The sequence below is a fragment of the Chitinimonas viridis genome (assembly GCF_030409555.1).
Taxonomy (GTDB): Bacteria; Pseudomonadota; Gammaproteobacteria; order Burkholderiales; family Chitinimonadaceae; genus Chitinimonas; species Chitinimonas viridis.
The window spans coordinates 16,172-36,551 of the sequence record NZ_JAUFPU010000001.1 but is presented as its reverse complement, the minus strand read 5'-3'; the positions used below and the strand labels follow the sequence as shown (position 1 = coordinate 36,551).

Sequence of the window (20,380 nt, the reverse complement as noted above, 5' to 3'; positions counted from 1 at the left end):
GGTAGTTGGATGAGCTATCTGCACCCCATCTATCCGGATCGCTGGATGGCCTTGGCCGAAGGCGACTTTGCCTGGACCGTGGACGACAAGCCCATACGCTATCGCCTGCACACTGTGCCCTGCGGCGAGCTGTGGCTCAAACAGGGCAGGCTGGTGCCGTGCGACCCCTTCGTGACGCTGCAATGGCAGGGTAATCCGGAGCTGCAACTGCCGCCGGGCTGCTACCCGGTAGTGGCTACCGTGGCTGATATCAGCGAGGCGCAGGATGGCTCCCATCTGCGTGAATGCTATTTGTCGCTGCTGCTCAGCGCGCAGCCTGCTGTGGGCTGGCGTTTTCTGACGCCCGTGGCGCCCGGTGTCACGGCGCCCTTGCTGGGCGGGCATGAATTTGTCGGGGTTCCGGTGGATTCGGGCAAAGTGGGCTTTGTCGATGCCGATGCGGTGGCCAGGCTGATGCCAGACCCGGACGAAATGGATTGGCAGGACGAGCTGTTCGATAACGGCCAAGCCGATGCCTGGTTTGCCCGCATGGACGAGCCGAGCCATTTGCAGGCCGGCCTGGCCAATATCATTCTGCCTGGTGCCACGGATGGCGAGAACCTGATACTGGCCCATTCGGGCTGGGGCGATGGCACCTATGCCGTGGTGGGCAGCTATGACGCAAGCGGTGCGCTGACAGGGGTACATATCGACCTGGCCGTGTTGCCGCTGGCACCCTTGCCGGAGTGGGACTGATGAGCGTCAGCTATTTCGGCATCCGCCACCATGGCCCGGGTTGCGCCCGCGCCTTGCAGCAGGCCCTGGTGGCGCTTGCTCCTGACATCATCCTGCTGGAAGGGCCGCCCGAGGCCGATGGCATAGTCGGCCTGTCGGCTGACCCGGCCATGCAACCGCCGGTGGCATTGCTGATCTACCCCACTGAAGCGCCCCAGCATGGGGTGTTCTACCCATTTTCGCTGTTCTCGCCCGAGTGGCAGGCCATACAGCATGCCCAACAGGCCGGTGTACCGCTGTGGTTCATTGATCTGCCGGCAACCCACGGCTTTGCCCAGGCCATGGCGGCAGAGCAGGCGGCCGACACCGACGAGGAGGGGGACGCACCAGACGAGACCCTGGCCGCGTGGCGCATGGACCCGATAGGCGAGCTGTCGCGCGCGGCCGGCTATGAGGACCACGAGCTGTGGTGGGAAGTGGAGATAGAGCAACGGCGTGATGCCAGCCAAATGTTTGCCGCCATTGCCGAGGCCATGACTGCGTTGCGCGAACATGCACCGGCGCCTGACCTGCGCGAGGCGCGCCGTGAGGCCCATATGCGCGGCCGGGTGCGGGAGGCGCAAAAGGCCGGCTACCAGCGGATTGCCGTGGTATGCGGGGCCTGGCACGTACCGGCGCTGTGCCAGGTGGCCACCGCCAAGGCCGATATGGCGTTGTTGAAGGGTTTACCCAAGACCCGTACTGCGGCGACCTGGGTTCCCTGGAGCGACGACAGGCTGGCCTATGCCAGCGGCTATGGCGCCGGGGTGAGTTCGCCGGGGTGGTATCGCCATCTGTGGCAGTGTGCTGAAGGCACGAGCGAGCGTTGGGTGACACGGGCTGCACGCCTGCTGCGCGAGGCCGGGCTCGATGCCTCTTCGGCCAGTGTGATAGAGACGGTACGGCTGAGTGAGGCGCTGGCCGCCCTGCGCGACCTGCCTTTGCCGGGCTTGGCCGAACAACAGGAGGCCATGCTGACGGTACTGTGTCATGGCGACCCCCTGCCCATGGCGTTGATACGGCAGCAGCTGGAAGTGGGCGACCATCTGGGCAGCGTACCGGAGGGCTGCATCGATGCGCCGCTGCTGCGCGACCTGGAAGCCGAACAGAAGCGTTTGCGGCTGAAGCCTAGCACCGAAAACAAGCGGCTGGAGCTGGATCTGCGCGAGGAAAGCGGCCGGCACCGCAGTTGCCTGCTGCACCGATTGAACGTGCTGGATGTGGGCTGGGGCAAGCCACTGGCAGACAGCAACCGCACGGGTACCTTCCGGGAATCCTGGGACTTGCGCTGGTCGCCCGACATGGTGGTGGCATTGATTGCGGCCAGCCGCTATGGCAACACGCTGGCGCTGGCCGCCAGCCGTCAGTTGTCTGAGCGGGCAGGACAGAGCCGGCACCTGCCCGAGCTGACCGGTATGCTGGACGTGGCAATGCTGGCCAAGCTGCCCGTGGCGGCATCGGTACTGCTTGCAGCGGTGCAGAACCAGGCGGCTGTGGCTGCTGACCTGGGGCACCTGATGGATGCCTTGCCACCCCTGGTGCGGGTGGCGCGCTATGGCGATGTGCGGGGGACCGAAGCCGCCAGTGTGCTGCCCATCATTACCACGCTGGTGGAACGGGTAACGGTAGGCCTGGGCGCCGCAGCGACCCAGCTGGATGAGGCGGCGGCCGAGGTGCTGGTGGAGCGTATGGGGATGATGCAGGCCGCCATCGACACACTGGACGACCCCCTGCTGCGCGATGACTGGCTGGATTGCCTGCAGGTACTGGCCGGGCAGGATAGTGCGGCACCTGCCGTGCAGGGCTATGCCTTGCGGCTGGCGTTTGATCGGCAGCGCATTGATGCGGCGCAACTGGCCCAGCAGGCCAGGCTGGCGCTGGCGCCCAGCATGCCGCCGGCGCAGTCTACCGGGTGGCTGGCGGGGGTGTTGCGCGGCAGCGGGCTGTTGTTGCTGCAGCATGATGCGCTATGGCAGGCCATGGACAGTTGGCTGACGGGTCTGGGCGACGAGGTATTCATTGAACGGCTGCCCTTGCTCAGGCGGGCATTCTCGGGCTTCACCCTGGCTGAACGCCGGCAAATGGGTGACAAGCTGAAGCATCTGGGCGGGCCGCAGGCCAGGGTTGCGGCCAGCGCCGAGCTGGATGGAGAGCGGGCGGCCATGGTGTTGCCCGTGCTGGCTGCCGTGCTGGGCACTGCCAAGGAGACGACACAATGACACAGAATAGCTTGCTGGCCACCGACCGCATGCAGCGCTGGCGCCTGGTGCTGGGCGATGCGGCACAGGATAGCTGTGCTGCGGCGCTCTCGCCTGAGCTGCTGCGTGCCGATGCCGCGCTGGAGGCGCTGTACGATGCACCGCGTGCGGGTGGCCTGGGAGCATCCTGCCCGAATGTGGCACGCTGGTTGGGTGATATCCGTGATTTCTTCCCCACCGCCGTAGTGCAGGTGATGCAGCAGGACGCCCTGACCCGGCTGAACCTGCAGAAGATGCTGCTGGAGCCAGAGCTGCTGGAAGCCGTGGAGCCCGATGTGCACCTGGTGGCCAGCCTGGTTTCGCTGTCGCGGGTACTGCCGGCCAGGACGCGGGATACCGCTCGCCAGGTTGTTCGCCGGGTGGTGGACGAACTGGAAAAGCGCTTGAAGGAGCCCATGCGGCAGGCCATCGCCGGCAGCCTTAACAAGGCAGAGCGCAACACTAGGCCACGGCTCAGCGAAATCGACTGGCATCGCACCATACAGGCCAACCTCAGCCGCTATCTGCCAGCGCAGTGCACGGTGGTAGCCGAGAAGTTGATAGGCTACGGCCGCAAGCGCAGTGCGTTGCGAGATGTGGTGCTGTGCGTGGATCAGAGTGGTTCCATGGCGGCATCGCTGGTCTATGCCGGTATTTTTGCTGCGGTGATGGCCTCGCTCAAGTCTGTGCGTACCCGCATGGTGGTGTTCGACACCCAGGTGGTGGATCTGACCGATACGGCAGAAGACCCGGTGGAACTGCTGTTTGGCGTGCAACTGGGTGGCGGTACCGATATCAATCTGGCGCTGGGCTACTGCCAGCAGGTGATAGACCGGCCGGAGAAAACCATACTGGTACTGATAACCGATCTGTACGAGGGCGGCAACCAGGCGCAGATGCTGCAGCGTGCCGCTGCGCTCAAGGCGGCTGGCGTGAATGTTATCTGCCTGCTGGCCCTGAGCGATGACGGTGCACCAGGTTACGACCACCAGAATGCCGCGCGCTTTGCTGCGCTGGATATCCCCAGTTTTGCCTGCACGCCGGATCAGTTTCCGGCCTTGATGGCTGCGGCCATACAAAAGCAGGATGTCGGCCTTTGGGCGGCAAAACAGGGTTTTGTCACCAATCGGGCTGCGACAGATACAGTCGCTTGATTAAACTGGTTACAGGGCTTGCCTTTGCAACCGTCGGGGCCTGGTGCCTGTTATGAAAGAGAACCATGAAGCAACATGAATTATTGTGGGTGGCGAACAGCCCCGAATGGGACGACGTCCGCAGCGTGGCAGACAAGGTCAGCTACAAGGGCGACACCATGGTGGTCAACTACTCTGGTGAGACGGAGGAGGGTGGCCGCTATGCCGGATCGTTCGAGATTGCCCTGCGCGAGGGCGTGCAATCGGTGGGGGGCGAATACACGGTGTTTTCGCCCAAGGGTAGTGGCGAGAAGTTTACCCAGGTGGTGATCTTCACCCTGACCGGCCAGATCAAATCGCGCAAGGATGGTAGCCATTATTTCACCGGTGTCTGGGAGGAGAGCGGCGTGGCGCAGGATTTCCGCCTCAGCCCGGTAGCCATGAAGGCCGGTGTGCAGATAACGCGGGAGGCGGACTCGGAAGGCGATGACGAGGACGGGGGATCCATCCTGGACGGCTTTGATATCGCTACCTTGCCGTCGGCCTTGCAAGGTCACCTGACGGCATTGCGAAGATTCGAGACTACGCTGGGGCACTATCGGCCGCTGGTACTGGGGGTGGCCTGCCTGGCTGAGTTTGATGGCTGGTTCCACCAGCTGGAACCGATTGTGCAGGCTGCCGGACAAGTGCTGGAGCGCCATAGGGCGGGCGAACTGGAGCCGGATGAGGCGGTTGCGGTATTGCGCGACGAGACCTCGCTGGTGCTGGAGCAATGCCTGGATGCCGGCGCCAACCTGGTATTGGCGCCGGATGACGATGCGCTGGGCAGCCTGGCCACCGATCTGCTGGCCTTGACCGAAAACCTGCGCATGGCCACCTTGCGCGAGGGGTATGGCCTGTGCGCCGTGCTATTGGGTGTGGCAAGTTGAACCCTGCGCCACCTAGGCCGTCTATTGAGGCCTGCCATGCAGGCGGAGGCGACCCAGGGCAGTGCCCTGGCCGTAGGTGAGCTGGCCTTGTTTATGGAAACACACCATGTCGATTGATACCTGTCTGATCCAAGCTCGGGGCCTGGCCCTGGCGGCCTTGTTGCTGGTAGGGGTGGCGCCCGTGCAGGCGGGCGAACCTGCATCCGTATCGGTGCCGCCCACCGTACAGGCAGAGGAGCTGCCCTATCAGGTACTGGACATGGACTGGCAAGATGACGCGCGCCAGCGTGCCGTGCCGGTGCGGCTCTATCTGCCCCGGCAGGCCAGTGCCGAGCAACCGGTGCCGCTGGTGTTGTTCTCGCACGGCATGGGGGGCTCGCGCCGGGGGTATAGCTACCTGGGGCGTTACTGGGCAAGCCAGGGCTATGCCAGCCTGCATGTACAGCATGTGGGCAGCGACAGGGAAATCTGGTTTGGCAACACCTTTACCCTGTTGTCCCGCCTGCATGAGGCGGCCAATGAAAGCGAAGCCTTGGCCAGGGTGGCCGATGTGCGCTTTGCGCTAGATAGTGTGTTGGCCGATGGCGAATTGGGCCCGTTGATCAACCCGCAGCATATCGTGGCGGCCGGCCATTCCTACGGCGCCAATACCTCGCTGCTGCTGGCGGGTGCCAAGGTGGAGCGTGGTGGCAAGAAGCTGAATCTGCGTGAGCCACGCATCAAGGCGGCCATACTGCTGTCGGCCCCGCCATTTCATGGCGAGAAGGACGCCGCCGGTATCGTGGGCGGCATAGAGATACCGACCTTGCACATCACCAATACCGAAGATGTGATACGCATTCCGGGTTATTACTCCGATGCCGAAGACAGGGTCGCCCTGTTCGATGCCACGGGTGGTGGCCAGAAGCTGCTGGCGGTATTTGAAGGGGGCTCCCACAACATCTTTACCGATCGGAAGGAGGCCGGTGGCATCTTCCTCAACCCCAGGATCAAGGAAGCCACACAGGCGCTATCGCTGGCTTTTCTGCGGCGCTTGATCAACGGCGATGCCAGCCAGTTGCAAAGCTGGCCCGAGCGTTTTGCGCCCTTGCTGGCGCGATTTGTGCCGGATAAATCCTGATCGCTATGTGTGATCAATGGGCACGGCGCTGCCAGTTTCTTGTGCCCCGCGCCCGCTAGTCTTCCAGCTTGAAAGAAAACGGCACCAGCACCTGTACGGTCTGCCCGCCGGTATTGCACTGCAGCCTGCGCACAGCGCTGCGGGCCAGTTTGGCGACCGATTGGTTGCTGGATGACTGTACGACGACCTCACCGATCTGGCCGTTGCCGTGGGCGGTCACCTTCAGCATGACCTCTGCCTGCTGTATGCCTTCCGCATCGGCGATGACGGCGAACTTGTCTCCCAGCCCTTCCTTGACCGCTGTAAAGTTGCTGCAGGCCACCTGAGCACTGACCGTGGCTTCGCGCGCTACGGGAGGCGGCGGTGCTGGTGGGGTGACGACAGGCGGGGTGGGGCGGATAGGCGCCACCTGCTCAGGCGGGGGTGTGGTGGTGAAAGCGGTGATGCTCGCCGGTGGGTCCACTGGGGCAGGCAGGCGCACCTCTGGCGGTGGAATAAAGGCGCTTGGCGGTGGTGGCGCCTGGATGTCAGGCAGGGGTACCGGTTCGACCTCGGGCGGCGGCGTCTTGGGTGCCTCGATGATCTCAGCCTCGACAGGGGGCTGGATGAACCTGACGACATCCCTTGCCAGACCATGCATCAGGCCATACAGCAGTACGACATGCAGCAACACGGCCAACCCAAAGTTCAGGAGTCGTTTGCCTGGCCGCCGCTGTAACGCTGCATAGTCCATGACCTTCCCCGGTCTTTACGCCGTCCTGTGATTGGAACACGTATTGACGCGGGAAATTCATCCTACACCGATGGTACGGCGGTTTTGTGCGACGTACGGTCAGGCGTGAGCCGGTATCCAGCGCAGCAGCATCTCGAACAGTTCCTGCGGCTCTATGGGCTTGGTCAGGTGGTCGTTCACCCCGGCCGCCAAACAGGCGCTGCGGTCATCATGCGTGGCGTTGGCGGTCAGCGCCACGATGGGCAGCCGATCCATGCCGGGCAGGCGGCGTACCAGGCGGGTGGCGGTGTAGCCATCCATGACGGGCATCTGCATGTCCATCAGCACCAGGTCGTACTCGGCCTTGCCCAGCTGCTCGATGGCTGCCTCACCATGTTCGACCACGGTAACGATCACGCCGGTGCGTTCCAGCAGGTGGACGGTGATTTCCTGATTGATCTCGTTGTCTTCCACCAGCAGCACCCGGCGCCCCCTGATGGGGGAGAAATCGAGGGCAATGGGCATGCCTGGCTTTGCGGCCTTGGGAGCTGCTACGCCCAAAACGGCGGTAAACCAGAATGTACTGCCCTGGCCGGGTTGGCTGCGCACGCCGACTTCGCCGCCCATCAGCGTGGCCAGTTCCTTGGCAATGGCCAGCCCCAGGCCCGTGCCGCCATACTTGCGGGTGGTGGTGGCGTCAGCCTGCTGGAACGACTGGAACAGCAAGGCCTGCTGCTCTGGTGTCATGCCTATGCCGCTATCCTGCACCTCGAAGTAGACAGTGGCTTGATCCTGTGCGCGTTCTTGCAGGCGGGCGTGCACGGTAACGGTGCCATGGTCGGTGAACTTGACTGCATTGTTGGCGAAGTTGATCAGCACCTGGCCCAGCCGCAAGGCATCCCCCTGCATCTGCTTGGGCAGGGCGGGGTCGATCTCGAACTGCAAGTCCAGTCCTTTGCGGGTACAGGCTTCGCCAACCAGGTTGCGGACATTGTCGAGTACGGCCTGCAGTTCGAAGTCGGTGCGCTCCAGGGTCAGCTTACCGGCTTCCACCTTGGAAAAATCCAGTATGTCGTTGATGATGCCCAGCAGGTGGTGGGCAGAACGCTGGATCTTCTCCACATAGTCACGCTGCTTGGGGTTGAGATCGCTGATCAAGGCCAGGTGGGACATGCCGATGATGGCGTTCATGGGCGTGCGTATCTCGTGGCTCATATTGGCCAGGAACAGCGATTTCATCTCCGACGCCTGTTCGGCCTGTGCCCTGGCGCGCTCCAGTTCCTGTTCATGGGCCAGCAGGTTGGCATTGGCATCGGCCAGCTCACGCGTGCGTTCCTTTACCCTGGCTTCCAGCACGGCCTCGTTATGCTCCAGCTCGGCCAGCAGGCGGGCCTTGTCGGCAGCCCGCTCGGCCACTGCATTGGCCATGGCGTTGAATGCCTCTGCCAGATGGGCAAACTCATCCTGCCCCGTTACCTTGACCCTGGCCTGGTAGTCGCCCTGGGCGACCTGATCGACCGCGCTGGCCAGGCGCACCACTGGGCGCGACAGGACACGCGCCAGCCAGAAGCACGCCAGCATGCCAACCACGAAGATGGTCAGGCCTATGGCCAGCGATTGCCACATGGCCTTGTTCAGCTCTGCCTGCACATAGGAGATATCGACATCGGCGCCAACCACCAGGCGCGTACCGTCCGCCCGCTCTATGGGCTGGAAGACCGAGCGGAAGTAACCGAAGCGATCCTTGTATTCGGCGATATTGCTGCGCCCGGTGCGCAAGGTATCGAGTATGGCGGGGTGCGGGGTGATCTCGTATAGCTGGAAGTAGCGGCCATAGTTGTTGGCGCGTATCTCGGCTTCGTTGGCGGCATCGGCCACATACACCAGCTGGCCCTTGTGCTCGGTGAATACATAGAGGTAGCGCAGGCCGGTCTTCTGGCAGTAGTCGTGCAGCAGGCGCACCAGATCCAGGTAACTGCGGGGGTCTATGGCCTCTGGGTGGGTGGCGCGGCGCAGGTAGTCCTGGCCTATCATCTTGGGTGCGGCGCTGACGCCGGCAACCAGCCGGGCATCAATCGCGGCGCGGATGTTGGAGACTTGCAGATCCCAGATGTAGAAGGTGTAGGCGGCCGTGGTCACCAGATTGATGACCATGAACAACCACAGTATCTTGGTTCTGGCTGTGCGGGGCTTGAGCCAGTGGAACAGTCGTTTCAAAGCGGCTTACCTCGGATCGCTGCCAAATCGACAGGGGGCTGCTTGGCCATGGCTAGGCAAGGAGCAAGCCCGTGTGTAGACGGGCACTCAAGGAAACCTCGCCAACTGCTGTGTCGTTGCGGGTGGAGAATATTTCCTCACATATTATGTATATGCTTCGTCAATACTGGCCATTTGCACGTTGCGTTGCATGAGCGGGGTTTTTGGTCACACCCGCTAGGGTGAAACGCGCGAGGATTATGCCCGAAACCTGCGCTTGATATCGGTTCGGGATATTTCATATACGACAAGTACAACAACAGTGTGCCACTCCTTGCTACGATGCGCGGCGATACGCACCCTGGATGTGCTTGCGGGCCGCCCGGATAGCTTGGCAGACCAGATGGTGCGAACGATTTTCGCAATAGAGATTCAAGATAAAACAAGGAGTTGTACGCTATGGCCGGTTCCAGCCTGCTTGCCCTGATAGATGATGTCGCCACCATACTGGACGATGTGGCGATATTGACCAAAGTCGCTGCCAAGAAAACCTCGGGGGTGCTGGGTGACGACCTTGCCCTGAACGCACAGCAGGTGGCTGGGGTGGCCGCGGACCGCGAACTACCGGTGGTCTGGGCGGTTGCCAAGGGCTCCACGCTCAACAAGGTGATACTGGTGCCGGCCGCCTTGGCCATCAGCGCCTTCGTGCCGTGGCTGGTTACCCCCTTGCTGATGATAGGCGGCGCCTTTCTTTGCTTTGAAGGCTTTGAGAAGGTGGCGCACAAGTTCCTGCACAGCAAGGAAGAGGACGAGGCTCACCATGCCGAACTGATCAAGGCCGTAGCCGACGAGAATGTCGATCTGGTGGCGCTGGAGCAGGAAAAGATCAAGGGCGCGGTGCGTACCGATTTCGTGCTGTCGGCAGAAATTATCGCCATCACACTGGGTACAGTTGCAGACAAACCCTTTGTTACACAAGCGGCGGTCTTGACAGGCATCGCCATCATCATGACTATAGGGGTATATGGCTTGGTAGCCGGCATCGTGAAACTGGACGATGGTGGCCTCTACCTGAGCCGCAAGGAAGGCACCGGTGGTTTCGCCAGCGCTCAGCGCAAGTTCGGCGAATGGATACTGATAGCCGCCCCGTATTTGATGAAGACGCTGGCCATCGTGGGTACAGCGGCCATGTTCCTGGTAGGTGGCGGTATTCTGACGCATGGCGTGCATGCCCTGCATGTGGCTATCCAGAATCTGGCATTAAGCGCCGGCCCCCTGGCATTTATATTGCCCACGCTGCTGGATGGCCTGGTAGGTGTTATTGCGGGTGCCGTGGTTTTGGCGGGTGTAACCCTGATCCAGCGTGTTTGGCCCAAGAAACAATCGTAGTGCGGCGCTCCAGGCTTGGGCCTGGGGCCGATTACCATCATCTTTATTCGTTTAATCGGACTTGATTGGTCATAGCAGGATGTCTAACCGTCCCAATAACCCTCGTAATTCCGCCCCCGTAGAGGATCTCCGCGCTGCGGCCGAGGCGCTGTTCGCGCCGCTGGAAGGTACACGCAGCAGCAACCGTGAGCGAGAGGCGGAAACCACCGTCACCCAGGCCCGTGCTGCGGCCGAGGCCTTGTTTGACAGCGGCGATGGCTGGCGCTCATTGCAGCGCGAACGCGAGGCAGAAACCCATTCGAAGCTGGACCGATTGCGGGAGAAGCGTGAATTGATGGAGGCCGCAGAAAAAGTGGCAGCACGCTATGGCATGGACCTGGCCGATTTGCTGGCTGAGGCCAGCAAGCAGTCTGAAGACAGCTAACAGCGCCGCTGTTATTTGACCTGATAAAAACCCCGCCGTTTGTGGCGGGGTTTTTTTCTGATGGGCTCAAGCCGGAGTCGCCCCGCCGGTGCGGGTCATCCCCGCGTGCGCGGGCGGCATGGAGGGCAGGCTACCCAGGCAGTGGGTGTTGGGGTGTTTCCCGCACCTGCAAGAGAACCGACCGGTCAAGAGAGCAACGCCCTTGCCAACCTATGGGGCGCTATTGCGCTGATGCAGCGGGTTCTGGTACTTGGCAACGATGGCGAGTGTGATTGCGGGGAGTGCTGAGAGGGATGCTGCGGAGACTGGCGCTCTCGACAGGAATCGAACCTGTAACTGCCCCTTAGGAGGGGGCCGTTATATCCATTTAACTACAAGAGCGCGCGGGCGGCATTCTAGCGGAAAGTAAGGTCAGGTGCAGCTAGCATGTGCGAGGCGGGCTGGGGATGGCAGCACTGGGGGCTCCGCGGCACCGTGATGGCAGCCAGGAGCGGCTAAAAAATCCACTCGGATGTTGTTGTGCAAGCTTGCCGTACCCGCGCACTGCTTGCCTTGCGCGCTTTTTCACACGCCTAGCCAGCACTGCTAGGCTGGGGCTAGTGAGCGACGCTGAGCAAGCTCGGTGCCCTGCGGCTAAGCAGGGTAAACGGGTCGCAGAATGGTTATCTGCGAAGCAACGCCCTGTTTGCGGAGCGAATATAACAAGCAAAAGGCCCAGCATGTAGAACATGCTGGGCCTTGCTGTGCTTGGCGGAGAGGGTGGGATTCGAACCCACGGATACGTTGCCGCATCGCCTGATTTCGAGTCAGGTACATTCGACCACTCTGCCACCTCTCCGGCTCGAAGGCGCGCATTGTGTCTATTCGTTGGCGGCTTGTCAACCCATATGTTTTTTGCGTGGTCGTGGCACAATCGCGGGATGGACAAGGGGATGACATGCGCATGCTGCGCCAACTGTGGTGGATAGCACTGGGCTTGCTGGTGGGGTGTACGCCTGCGCCGGTCGAGACCGAGATCAAGCCTGTGGCGCCCTTGAGCGAGACGGGCGAGATGGTGGTGCTGATACGTAACGGGGCGACCAGCTTTTATGTGGATGCCGAGGGCAAGTATGCCGGGTTGGATTACGACCTTGTGACGGGGTTGGCGGGTGAGCTGGGGGTGAAGGTGAAGTTCGTGGTGTCGCCCCGGGTGGCCGAGATGCCCATGCGGGTGGCGGCGCACGAGGCGCACCTTGGGGTGGGGATGGCACGGCACCAGGCGGAGGGGGTGCAGTTTGGCCCAGCCTATTTTGGCCACCGGCCGGTGCTGGTGTACCGCACCGAGGAGCGCAAGCCCCGTGGCCTGGGCGATCTGGGCAAGGGTATTTTGATGGTGGCCAGTCTGTTTGCACCCACCATGCGCGAGCTGCAGCCCAAGTATCCGCAACTGGCCTGGAACGAGGCGCAGTATCAGGATACGGAGGAGTTGATCGAGAAGGTGGAGAACGGCCTGATCGATTACGCCATCGTGGATGGCAAGGGGGCGGAGGTGGCGCAGAACTTTCACCCTGGGGTGGGGGTGGCGTTCGAGGTGGGCGATGCCTTGCCGGTGGCTTGGGCTTGGCCTGCGGATGCGCCGAAACCCTTTGTGGATCGCCTGAAAGTGTATTTTGCCCGGATACAGAAGGATGGCACGCTGGCGCGCCTGATAGACCGCTATTACGGCCATGCGAACCGTTTGCAGCCGATTGATGCGACCACTTTTCTGAGCCGGCGTAATACCGTGCTGCCCAAGTTCCGCTCTCTGTTTATCGAGGCGGAAGCGCGCTATGGGCTGGATTGGCGGATGCTGGCGGCACTGAGCTACCAGGAATCGCACTGGGACCCGTTTGCGACCAGTGCCTATGGCGTACGGGGCATGATGATGCTGACCACGGATACGGCCGACCGGCTGGGGGTGGAAAACCGGCTGGATGCCAAGCAGAGCATCATGGGGGGGGCCAAATACATCAATATGCTGCGCGAGCGCTTGTCGCCACGGATAGCGGAACCCGACCGGGCCTGGCTGGCGCTGGCCAGCTACAACATCGGGGTGGCGCACCTAGAGGATGCCCGGGTGCTGGCGCAGCGCTTGGGCAAGAACCCGAACAGCTGGACAGACCTGAAAACGGTGATACCGCTGCTGCGCAACTATGAGTATTTCAGCACGCTGAAGTATGGCTTTGCCCGAGGCGGTGAAACCGTCATCTTCGTCGAGAACGTGCGCAGCTATTACGATATCTTGGTGCGCTTCGAGAAACCGGTACAAACGATGTTTCCGCCGTTTGACGACCAGGTGACGGTGGCCAACCCGGAAGGGGTGCGGCTGGGGATAGATGCGGCGGCGAAATAACCGGGCTGCGTTTTGTGGGGGCTTGGTGTGGCATGACAGGGGCTGGCCGTATGGCTGGCCCCTTGTGTTTTGACGGGACGATAGCTTGCTGGGTGGGGTTGCATGGTGCCCTTCCAAATACGCAATTTTGCGTATTCAGCCTATGGTTGCCGATCCTTATAGTGGTGGCTGCACGAATCATTCATCTTTAGGGCACTTCCAGACACCTCGCTTTTGTTGCAAGGCGGTGTTGCGTGCGCTTATCAGGAAATCGATTGTGCATTTTGATAAACCGGCGGCCTTGAAGGGGTATTAACCAAGGGTTTGCCTGGGTTTGTCTTTGCTCACAATAGGGAGAAGGAAATATGAGGAATTGGAAAATCAATGCCATGGCATTGGCCGCTGCTTGTCTGGCACCGCTTGCGGCGCAGGCTGGGGCGGTGGATGACTTTCAGAACAGCTTTGAGGGCAAGGCCTGGAAGCAGCAGCGTTTGCTGGATCTGGATACGCCGCTGTCAGAAAACAGCATGATAGGCACCCACAACAGTTTTAACTCCAGCGTAGACACCACGGCATATCGCTATCTGGATCCGCAGCAGTCTTATTCGGTTTACGATCAATTGCGCCTGGGCGCACGTTATATTGAGCTGGATGTGCACTGGACCACCAAGATGGTCAATACCACGACCTATCGTGATGAACTGTTGCTTTGCCATGGCGAATCGAACCATGCGGGCTGCAGTATGTTTGATAAATATCTGTCGGAAGATTTGCAGGATATTGAGAAGTGGCTCAAGAGCGATGAGGCAAAAGACCAGGTATTGATACTGTATATAGAGGGGTATTTGAATACGCACCAAGACGAATTGCGCGATATGGTGAAGCGCTACATCGGGGGGTATCTTTACCGGCCCAAGAGTTGCATGAATATTCCGGACGATCTGACAAAGGCGCAGGTGCTGGCGGCGGGCAAGCAGGTGATTGTTTACGACGACCAGCGCCGCGATTGTGATGACTATGGCTACGATACGTTTGCCTTCAAGGGCCTGGGTGGCATAGGCCGCAGGGCGGAGGACATGACCAAGGCGTCGCTGGCGGCGGGTAAGCGGGTGTACTACTCGGGTAGCGACATTGCCCGGTATCTGGCCGAGGGCATCAATACGGTGAATCTTGACTACCTCAGCCCAAGCGATGGCCGTTTACGGACTGCGGTATGGAGCTGGGCCGAAGGGGAGCCGAACAATGCCGGCAATAACGAGCATTGCGCCATCAGTGCCGCCAGTGGCCGGTGGAATGATTATGTGTGCACTGCATCGGCGCGCTATGCCTGCCGCGACGACAGCAAGAACTGGAAGATCACGCAGGCCGCAGGTGCCTGGCGCCATGGGCCGGAAACCTGTGCCCGTGAGTTCGGTGATGGCTTCAAGTTTGGCACGCCTGCCAATGCTACCGAGAACAAGGCCTTGAACGCGGCCAAGGGCGCGGCGGAGGTCTGGATAGGCTATAGCGATCTGGCCAAGGAAGGGCAGTGGAGCCGCGATCTGTACCTGTGGGATGAGCGCCAGCCGGACAATATGGGCGGCACCGAGCACTGTGCTGCCTCTTGGGGCAGCGGCAGGCTTAATGATGCCAGCTGCGCCGAGAACCAGGCCTTTGCCTGCAAGAACAGCGCGGGTGAGTGGTTTGTGACGCAGGCCACCGGGCCGTGGACGCAAGGCCAGGAGGCTTGCCAGGCGATGAATAGCAGCTATGTGTTTGCTTATCCCGGCAGCTTGCGCGACTACCAGCGCTTGCTGGCCGCCAAGGCTGCAGCCGGTAGGGGAACCGCATGGGTGGCTTACAACGATGCGCGGGAGGAGGGCAATTGGCGTAGCCGTGGTGGGCTATACGCCAGTGCGGTGGGCGGTGATGGCGGTGCCTCTTTCGATATGGAGGTGCATGTACCCAAGCAGCTTAACCAGATCTTCATCCGTACCGGCCGCCGGCTGGACCAGATCAGCGTGGTCTACAACAACGGCGATATGGTGAGCTACGGTGGCGATGGCGGAAGCAGCAAGACGCTGTGGCTGGATATCCGCGCTGGCGAGCGCTTGACCCAGGCTACGCTGTGCTCGGAGGGCAAGCATGTGGACTACGTCAAGTTCACCAGCAGCAAGGGTCGCAGCATAGAGGGCGGTGAGCGCAAAGGCAGCTGCCAGGAAGTACGGGTGGAAGACATTGCGGGCTTTTATGGCCGGTCTGGCAAGTTCGTGGACAGATTGGGCGTGATCTACAAGTAAACCTGCGCCGCGATCGGTGAGGTGGGCGGGAGGCCGTGTGCAGCGGCCTCCCGCCATTTTTTTGGGCGGCTCTGGCACGGTTGTCACCTGTGGCCTGCAGCATGCTGTTTTCAGCAGCTATGATGTGGGTGCTGTCTTTTATTGCAGCGTCACGCGTGGGCCCTTCCGGTAACCTCGTTCGTGAAGCATTTCTCCTTGCATGCTGCGTTGTAGTTGGTATTTCCGCTGTGCTTTGGCTGGTACAGAGGCTGCTGGAATGCGCCTCCGGGCGGTAGCGATACTGCCGCTGACTTCTGGCCACACGGGTGGAAACCGGTTGGAATTTCTCCATGCTTTGGCGTGTTCTCCTGATTGCTCTGCTGTGTCTTGATGCCATGAATGCGATGGCCGCCCCCTTGCGCCTGGTCTACCCGCCCGGGCAGACGCCGGGCGATAAGCGCTATGAATACTATTGGGAGCTGCTGGCCGCTGTGTTGGCGACCAATGCGGGCCAATATGGCCCTTATGTGATTACCAGTGCGGGCGAGAACATGAATGCCTCGCGGGCTGCCCGAGAGGTGGCGACGCCCGATGGTCTGGTCAACATCATTGTCCGTACCACCTCGCCCGAGCTGGAGGGCCAGCTCAGGCCCATACGCGTGCCGCTGGACAAGGGTTTGACCGGTTATCGTTTGTTCCTGATACGCAGCGACAGCCAGGCGCGGCTGACGGGGGTGCGCAGCCTGAATGATCTGGCGCGCTTTGGGATAGGGCAGGACCGCACTTGGGTGGATGTGCGGATACTGCGTGCAGCTGGCCTGCAGGTGGTGGAAGGCGAGGGTTATGCGGGCTTGTTTCGCATGCTCGATGTGGGCCGCTTTGATCTGTTCTCACGCGGGGTGAACGAGATTGCCGATGAGCTGGCGGTGCAGCGCAAAGTCTTGCCCAACCTGGCGATAGAGCGGGAGTTGATGCTGTATTACCCGCTACCGCGTTACTTCTTTGTGCCCCGTACGCCAGAGGGAGAGAAAGTGGCGAGGCGGATAGAACATGGCCTGGAGCGCCTGATACGGAGTGGCCAGTTTGAGCGCCGCTATCAGGACTACAAGCGCCTGGTGCTGCGTGACCTGCCTTTGCATGGGCGGCGGGTATTGCGCATACCCAACCCCACCTTGTCGCCGGAGACACCCTTGGGTGTGGCGGGGTGGTGGGATGATCTGGCGGTGGAGCTGCGGGAGCGGCCGTAAGCGCCTGAACAGGGTTTTGTTGCCTAGGGTGGGCACACCGCCTTGGCCAGCCTGGTCTGGATATCGTCTGCGCTGTGCGCCAACGCGGCGACAAAGCGGGGCAGCAGCGGGGTGGCTGGCCTGTGTTCTGGCAGGACCAGGCCCAGCCGGTAGGGAATGGAGATGCTGAAGCGGCGCAATTGCAGGCGTTCGCTGGCAAAGGCCAGGGCGGTGAGTGGGTTGATGATGGAGAGGCCTATGCCTTCGCTCACCATGGCGCAGATGGCGACGGCGCTGTGGGTTTCCACCCTTTGCTGGCGAGCAATGCCCTGGTCTGCAAAAACCTGGTCCAGCAATATGCGATAGGGATCCTGGGCCGACAGACTGATATAGGCCTGCCCAGCGAAGTCGGCTGGTGTCAGGACGGGCTTGTGTAGCAATGGATGGCCGGCAGGCAGGACGCAGACCTCATCAGCCTGCAGCAAGGGCTGGGCGTGTGTGCCCGGCGGGGTGTCGTGGTGCTCGGTCAGGCCCAGGTCGAAGCGCTGGCCGCTGAGCCAGGCTTCCAGCAAAGGCGACTCTTGCGGGGTGATGGAGAGCTGCACGCCAGGATGCGATGCCAGGAACCGGGCACAGGCGGCAGGTAGCAAGGCATGGGTGAGTGCCGGCAGGCTCAATATGCTGAAGTGACCTTGCTCGCCCCGGCCCAGTTGCCGGGCCGTGCTGATGACCTGATCCAGGCCCTGGTAGCTGCGCTGTATCTCGGCATACAGGGCCAGTGCCTGGGCGGTGGCTTGCAGGCGGCCTTTGCTGCGGCTGAACAGGGCATAGCCCAGGATGTCCTCCAGCCTGGCCAGCTCGCGGCTGAGCGTGGGCTGGGAGCTATGCATGAGCCGTGCCGCCTCGGTCACATTGCCGGTGCTCATGACGGTGCGGAATATCTCGATCAGCCGGTGGGAGATGGGCTCAGGCATATCCAGAATGAATGATTGCGGCAAAAATATGCATTGGACGGCATGCTAGCGCGCGCGCACCATGGCAGCAATCCCTTACCGGTAACCTGCCATGCCCACTTTGCCTACCCAGCGCCTTGCCACACTAGCCCAAAACTATGGCGCCCCGTTGTGGGTCTATGACGCGGCCCTGATACGCCAGCGCATCGCTGAACTGAAGTGCTTTGATGTGGTGCGGTTTGCCCAGAAGGCCTGCTCCAACACGCATATCCTGCGGCTGATGCGCGAGCAGGGGGTGCAGGTGGATGCGGTGTCGCGCGGCGAGATATTGCGGGCGCTGGCAGCGGGCTACAGCACCGATGGCGATACGCCGGGTGTGGTGTTTACCGCCGATCTGCTGGACCGCGCGACCCTGGCTACGGTGGTGGAGCATGGCGTGACCGTGAATGCCGGTTCCATCGACATGCTGCACCAACTGGGCGCCGCCTCGCCAGGGCACAAGGTCTGGCTGCGCATCAATCCTGGTTTTGGCCATGGTCACAGCAATAAGACCAATACCGGCGGCGAGCAGAGCAAGCACGGTATTTGGCATACCGAACTGCTGACGGCGCTGGCGGCGGTGCGCAGCAACGGCCTGCAACTGGTGGGCTTGCACATGCATATCGGCTCGGGCGTGGATTATGCCCACCTGAGCGAGGTGTGCGGGGCCATGGTGGGGTTGGTGCAGCAAACACAGGCCGCCGGGTACGATCTGCATGCCATCTCTACCGGCGGTGGCCTGTCCATTCCTTATCAGGATGGCGAGCCCAGGGTGGATACCGGGCATTACTTTGGCCTGTGGGATGCAGCCCGGCGCGAGGCCGAACGCATCATGGGTCATGCCTTGGTACTGGAAATCGAGCCCGGCCGTTACCTAGTGGCAGAGTCGGGTTGTCTGTTGACCGAGGTGCGCGCCACCAAGCAGGCGGGGGCCAACCATTTTGTGTTGGTGGATGCGGGCTTCAACGAACTGATGCGACCGGCCATGTATGGCAGCTATCACGGCATGAGCGTGATCGCGGCAGATGCGGCTGAGCGGCCCTTGGGCGAGTGCGTGGTAGCCGGGCCGCTATGCGAATCGGGCGATGTGTTTACCCAGGGCGATGGCGGGGTGGTACTGCCACGCTTGCTGCCGCGGGCCAAGGTGGGCGACCTGTTGGTCATACACGATACCGGTGCTTACGGCGCCAGCATGTCGTCCAACTACAACTCACGGCCCCTGATTGCCGAGGTGCTTGTGGACGGCGATACCGACCGCCTGATACGGCGGCGGCAGACAGTGGACGAATTACTGGCACTGGAAGCGGTGTAAACAGCGCGGGCGGGGGTAGGGGTGGGGATCAATCAGGGGAGAGCCGGCGTTTGGGATGCCGCGATGGTAAGCACCCGGGTTGCCCGGGTGCCTGAGCCATACCTGATACACCCACACATGCATGCAAGTAATAACAGGCTCTCAACCGCGATAGGCCGCCGCACTGCCCCAGATGGCTTCCATATTCACATAGGCCGATAACTGCTTGGGGTCGACCGTTTCCTTGATGGCAAACTGGTCTACCCCGGTATCGCGGGCGACGGCCAGCCCCAGCTTATGGCCGTCGGCGCTCAGTATGCTTTTTACCTGCGGCGTATTGACCTTGCCGCCGGCGCGGGTCACGACGCCGATCTCGCCGTTGGCCAGGCGCACCAGCATGCCAGGGGGGAAGATGCCCAGAGTTTTGATGAAGTGGGAGGCGATGGTCTGATCCAGTGACTTGCCGCGCTCCAGCAAAATGCCTTTGAGGGCGACGTTAGAGGCCACTGCAGGGCGATAGGAGCGGGGGGTGACCCGGGCGCAAAACAGGTCGGCCAGGGCCACGATACGGGCGCCTTCGCTGACTTGGTCCTCCCACAGGCCGCCGGGGTAGCCGCTGCCGTCGATGGATTCGTGATGCTGCTCCACCACGGCGAGCCAGATCGTGTCGCTGACGCCGCCCTCTCGCAGCATGTCGGCCCCCATCATCGGGTGGCGTTCCAGCCGGCCACGCTGTGCTGGGCTGAGCGGGGTGGTTTGTTCCTTGAGCTGATCCTGGAATTCGATCATGCCTATGTTCATGGTCAAGGCGCCGGCCACGATGGAGCGCGTGGCGGGGGCGGGTTTCTCCAGCGAGCGGCAGACCAGGGCAGTGACGATGGCGACATTGACCATATGGCGTATGGCGTACTTGCCCTCCTGCCGGAGCAGGATCATGGCGATGGCAACATCACCGTCGGCGTCGCAGGCGGCGACTATCTCGTCGGCCAGCTCGCCTACTTTGTCGCTTAGCCATTTGCCCTGAATGCTGCGATCCAGCTGTGCCACCATGGCGTCGAGCTTGCGGCGGGCTGCCATGAGCGTACCCACGGTGGAGGGCGGCTTGTTCGACTGCTGTACCTGGCGCATCTTGGCGGCGCGCCACTCCTCGCGGCTCTTGAGCAGCTCTTCGCGGTCGGCGAACAGGCCCATGGCGATCAGGCGGTTCAGCAGGCTTTCGTTGCTGATGATCTTGCCCTTGGGGATCAGCAACTTGCCTGATTCCTCATACATATTCCATAGCGTTCGGTCGCCAGCGACGAGGTCGTTGGAGGTTACCCGCTCGAATTCCATCGATGATCCCTGTTTTATTTGAGCTGCCTCAACCAATC

At 61.7% G+C, this 20,380-nt stretch carries 15 protein-coding genes and 2 tRNA genes; 11 read left to right on the top strand and 6 right to left on the bottom strand.

Annotated features, from left to right (window positions below; genetic code table 11):
* Positions 1-9: 9 nt before the first annotated feature.
* From QWZ03_RS00180 to QWZ03_RS00160, 5 genes are all read left to right on the top strand, one after another.
* Positions 10-735, top strand: a complete 726-nt coding sequence (locus QWZ03_RS00180) for a DUF4241 domain-containing protein (protein WP_290330875.1) — start codon at positions 10-12, stop codon at positions 733-735.
* Complete coding sequence (locus QWZ03_RS00175) at positions 735-2,972, top strand: DUF5682 family protein (protein ID WP_290330874.1); 2,238 nt, start codon at positions 735-737, stop codon at positions 2,970-2,972. The genes QWZ03_RS00180 and QWZ03_RS00175 overlap by 1 nt, the downstream gene beginning before the upstream one ends.
* Positions 2,969-4,144, top strand: coding sequence for a vWA domain-containing protein (locus QWZ03_RS00170; protein WP_290330872.1), 1,176 nt, complete (start codon positions 2,969-2,971; stop codon positions 4,142-4,144). Before QWZ03_RS00175 ends, QWZ03_RS00170 begins: the two co-directional genes overlap by 4 nt.
* Positions 4,145-4,209: 65 nt before the next feature.
* Positions 4,210-5,052, top strand: a complete 843-nt coding sequence (locus QWZ03_RS00165) for a hypothetical protein (protein WP_290330871.1) — start codon at positions 4,210-4,212, stop codon at positions 5,050-5,052.
* A gap of 106 nt (positions 5,053-5,158) precedes the next feature.
* The gene (locus tag QWZ03_RS00160) at positions 5,159-6,172 is read left to right on the top strand and encodes an alpha/beta hydrolase family protein (RefSeq protein ID WP_290330870.1); all 1,014 of its coding nucleotides are present in this window, start codon (positions 5,159-5,161) and stop codon (positions 6,170-6,172) included.
* A gap of 55 nt (positions 6,173-6,227) precedes the next feature.
* Here QWZ03_RS00160 and QWZ03_RS00155 read toward each other — a convergent pair whose 3' ends face one another.
* Both QWZ03_RS00155 and QWZ03_RS00150 read right to left on the bottom strand, forming a co-directional pair.
* Entirely contained in the window at positions 6,228-6,905 is a 678-nt protein-coding gene (locus tag QWZ03_RS00155) for a hypothetical protein (RefSeq protein ID WP_290330869.1), read from the bottom strand.
* 99 nt (positions 6,906-7,004) lie between these two features.
* Complete coding sequence (locus tag QWZ03_RS00150) at positions 7,005-9,101, bottom strand: ATP-binding protein (protein WP_290330868.1); 2,097 nt, start codon at positions 9,099-9,101, stop codon at positions 7,005-7,007.
* 438 nt (positions 9,102-9,539) lie between these two features.
* Here QWZ03_RS00150 and QWZ03_RS00145 point away from each other — a divergent pair, with 438 nt between their 5' ends.
* Both QWZ03_RS00145 and QWZ03_RS00140 read left to right on the top strand, forming a co-directional pair.
* On the top strand, positions 9,540-10,469 hold the full coding sequence (locus QWZ03_RS00145; RefSeq protein WP_290330867.1) for a DUF808 domain-containing protein: 930 nt from the start codon (positions 9,540-9,542) through the stop codon (positions 10,467-10,469).
* A 79-nt stretch (positions 10,470-10,548) separates the two neighbouring features.
* The gene (locus QWZ03_RS00140; protein ID WP_290330866.1) at positions 10,549-10,893 is read left to right on the top strand and encodes a hypothetical protein; all 345 of its coding nucleotides are present in this window, start codon (positions 10,549-10,551) and stop codon (positions 10,891-10,893) included.
* Between the two features lie 306 nt (positions 10,894-11,199).
* Here the strand turns inward: QWZ03_RS00140 and QWZ03_RS00135 are convergent.
* Positions 11,200-11,274 (bottom strand) — tRNA-Arg (locus tag QWZ03_RS00135).
* A 367-nt stretch (positions 11,275-11,641) separates the two neighbouring features.
* Positions 11,642-11,731, bottom strand: a tRNA-Ser gene (locus QWZ03_RS00130).
* Between the two features lie 105 nt (positions 11,732-11,836).
* On the opposite strand from QWZ03_RS00130, the gene mltF reads away from it, so the two are divergent.
* From mltF to QWZ03_RS00115, 3 genes are all read left to right on the top strand, one after another.
* On the top strand, positions 11,837-13,264 hold the full coding sequence (mltF, locus tag QWZ03_RS00125) for a membrane-bound lytic murein transglycosylase MltF (protein ID WP_290330865.1): 1,428 nt from the start codon (positions 11,837-11,839) through the stop codon (positions 13,262-13,264).
* A gap of 344 nt (positions 13,265-13,608) precedes the next feature.
* Positions 13,609-15,522: a phosphoinositide-specific phospholipase C-related protein gene (locus QWZ03_RS00120; RefSeq protein ID WP_290330864.1), complete on the top strand. Its 1,914-nt coding sequence runs from the start codon at positions 13,609-13,611 to the stop codon at positions 15,520-15,522.
* A gap of 329 nt (positions 15,523-15,851) precedes the next feature.
* Complete coding sequence (locus tag QWZ03_RS00115) at positions 15,852-16,748, top strand: transporter substrate-binding domain-containing protein (protein ID WP_290330863.1); 897 nt, start codon at positions 15,852-15,854, stop codon at positions 16,746-16,748.
* A 23-nt stretch (positions 16,749-16,771) separates the two neighbouring features.
* Here QWZ03_RS00115 and QWZ03_RS00110 read toward each other — a convergent pair whose 3' ends face one another.
* Positions 16,772-17,701, bottom strand: coding sequence for a LysR family transcriptional regulator (locus QWZ03_RS00110; protein WP_290330862.1), 930 nt, complete (start codon positions 17,699-17,701; stop codon positions 16,772-16,774).
* Positions 17,702-17,792: 91 nt separating this feature from the next.
* Between QWZ03_RS00110 and lysA the strand changes: the two genes are divergently transcribed.
* The gene (gene lysA / locus QWZ03_RS00105) at positions 17,793-19,031 is read left to right on the top strand and encodes a diaminopimelate decarboxylase (RefSeq protein ID WP_290330861.1); all 1,239 of its coding nucleotides are present in this window, start codon (positions 17,793-17,795) and stop codon (positions 19,029-19,031) included.
* A gap of 141 nt (positions 19,032-19,172) precedes the next feature.
* Here the strand turns inward: lysA and QWZ03_RS00100 are convergent, their stop codons facing one another.
* Entirely contained in the window at positions 19,173-20,342 is a 1,170-nt protein-coding gene (locus QWZ03_RS00100) for an HD-GYP domain-containing protein (protein ID WP_290330860.1), read from the bottom strand.
* Positions 20,343-20,380 lie beyond the last annotated feature (38 nt).

What these genes read in the sequence shown, in the direction of transcription:
- QWZ03_RS00180 (WP_290330875.1), top strand. Translation starts at nt 10, where the DNA reads ATGAGCTATCTGCACCCCATCTATCCGGATCGCTGGATGGCCTTGGCC.
- QWZ03_RS00175 (WP_290330874.1), top strand. Translation starts at nt 735, where the DNA reads ATGAGCGTCAGCTATTTCGGCATCCGCCACCATGGCCCGGGTTGCGCC.
- QWZ03_RS00170 (WP_290330872.1), top strand. Translation starts at nt 2,969, where the DNA reads ATGACACAGAATAGCTTGCTGGCCACCGACCGCATGCAGCGCTGGCGC.
- QWZ03_RS00165 (WP_290330871.1), top strand. Translation starts at nt 4,210, where the DNA reads ATGAAGCAACATGAATTATTGTGGGTGGCGAACAGCCCCGAATGGGAC.
- QWZ03_RS00160 (WP_290330870.1), top strand. Translation starts at nt 5,159, where the DNA reads ATGTCGATTGATACCTGTCTGATCCAAGCTCGGGGCCTGGCCCTGGCG.
- QWZ03_RS00155 (WP_290330869.1), bottom strand. Translation starts at nt 6,905, where the DNA reads ATGGACTATGCAGCGTTACAGCGGCGGCCAGGCAAACGACTCCTGAAC.
- QWZ03_RS00145 (WP_290330867.1), top strand. Translation starts at nt 9,540, where the DNA reads ATGGCCGGTTCCAGCCTGCTTGCCCTGATAGATGATGTCGCCACCATA.
- QWZ03_RS00140 (WP_290330866.1), top strand. Translation starts at nt 10,549, where the DNA reads ATGTCTAACCGTCCCAATAACCCTCGTAATTCCGCCCCCGTAGAGGAT.
- mltF (WP_290330865.1), top strand. Translation starts at nt 11,837, where the DNA reads ATGCTGCGCCAACTGTGGTGGATAGCACTGGGCTTGCTGGTGGGGTGT.
- QWZ03_RS00120 (WP_290330864.1), top strand. Translation starts at nt 13,609, where the DNA reads ATGAGGAATTGGAAAATCAATGCCATGGCATTGGCCGCTGCTTGTCTG.
- QWZ03_RS00115 (WP_290330863.1), top strand. Translation starts at nt 15,852, where the DNA reads ATGCTTTGGCGTGTTCTCCTGATTGCTCTGCTGTGTCTTGATGCCATG.
- QWZ03_RS00110 (WP_290330862.1), bottom strand. Translation starts at nt 17,701, where the DNA reads ATGCCTGAGCCCATCTCCCACCGGCTGATCGAGATATTCCGCACCGTC.
- lysA (WP_290330861.1), top strand. Translation starts at nt 17,793, where the DNA reads ATGCCCACTTTGCCTACCCAGCGCCTTGCCACACTAGCCCAAAACTAT.
- QWZ03_RS00100 (WP_290330860.1), bottom strand. Translation starts at nt 20,342, where the DNA reads ATGGAATTCGAGCGGGTAACCTCCAACGACCTCGTCGCTGGCGACCGA.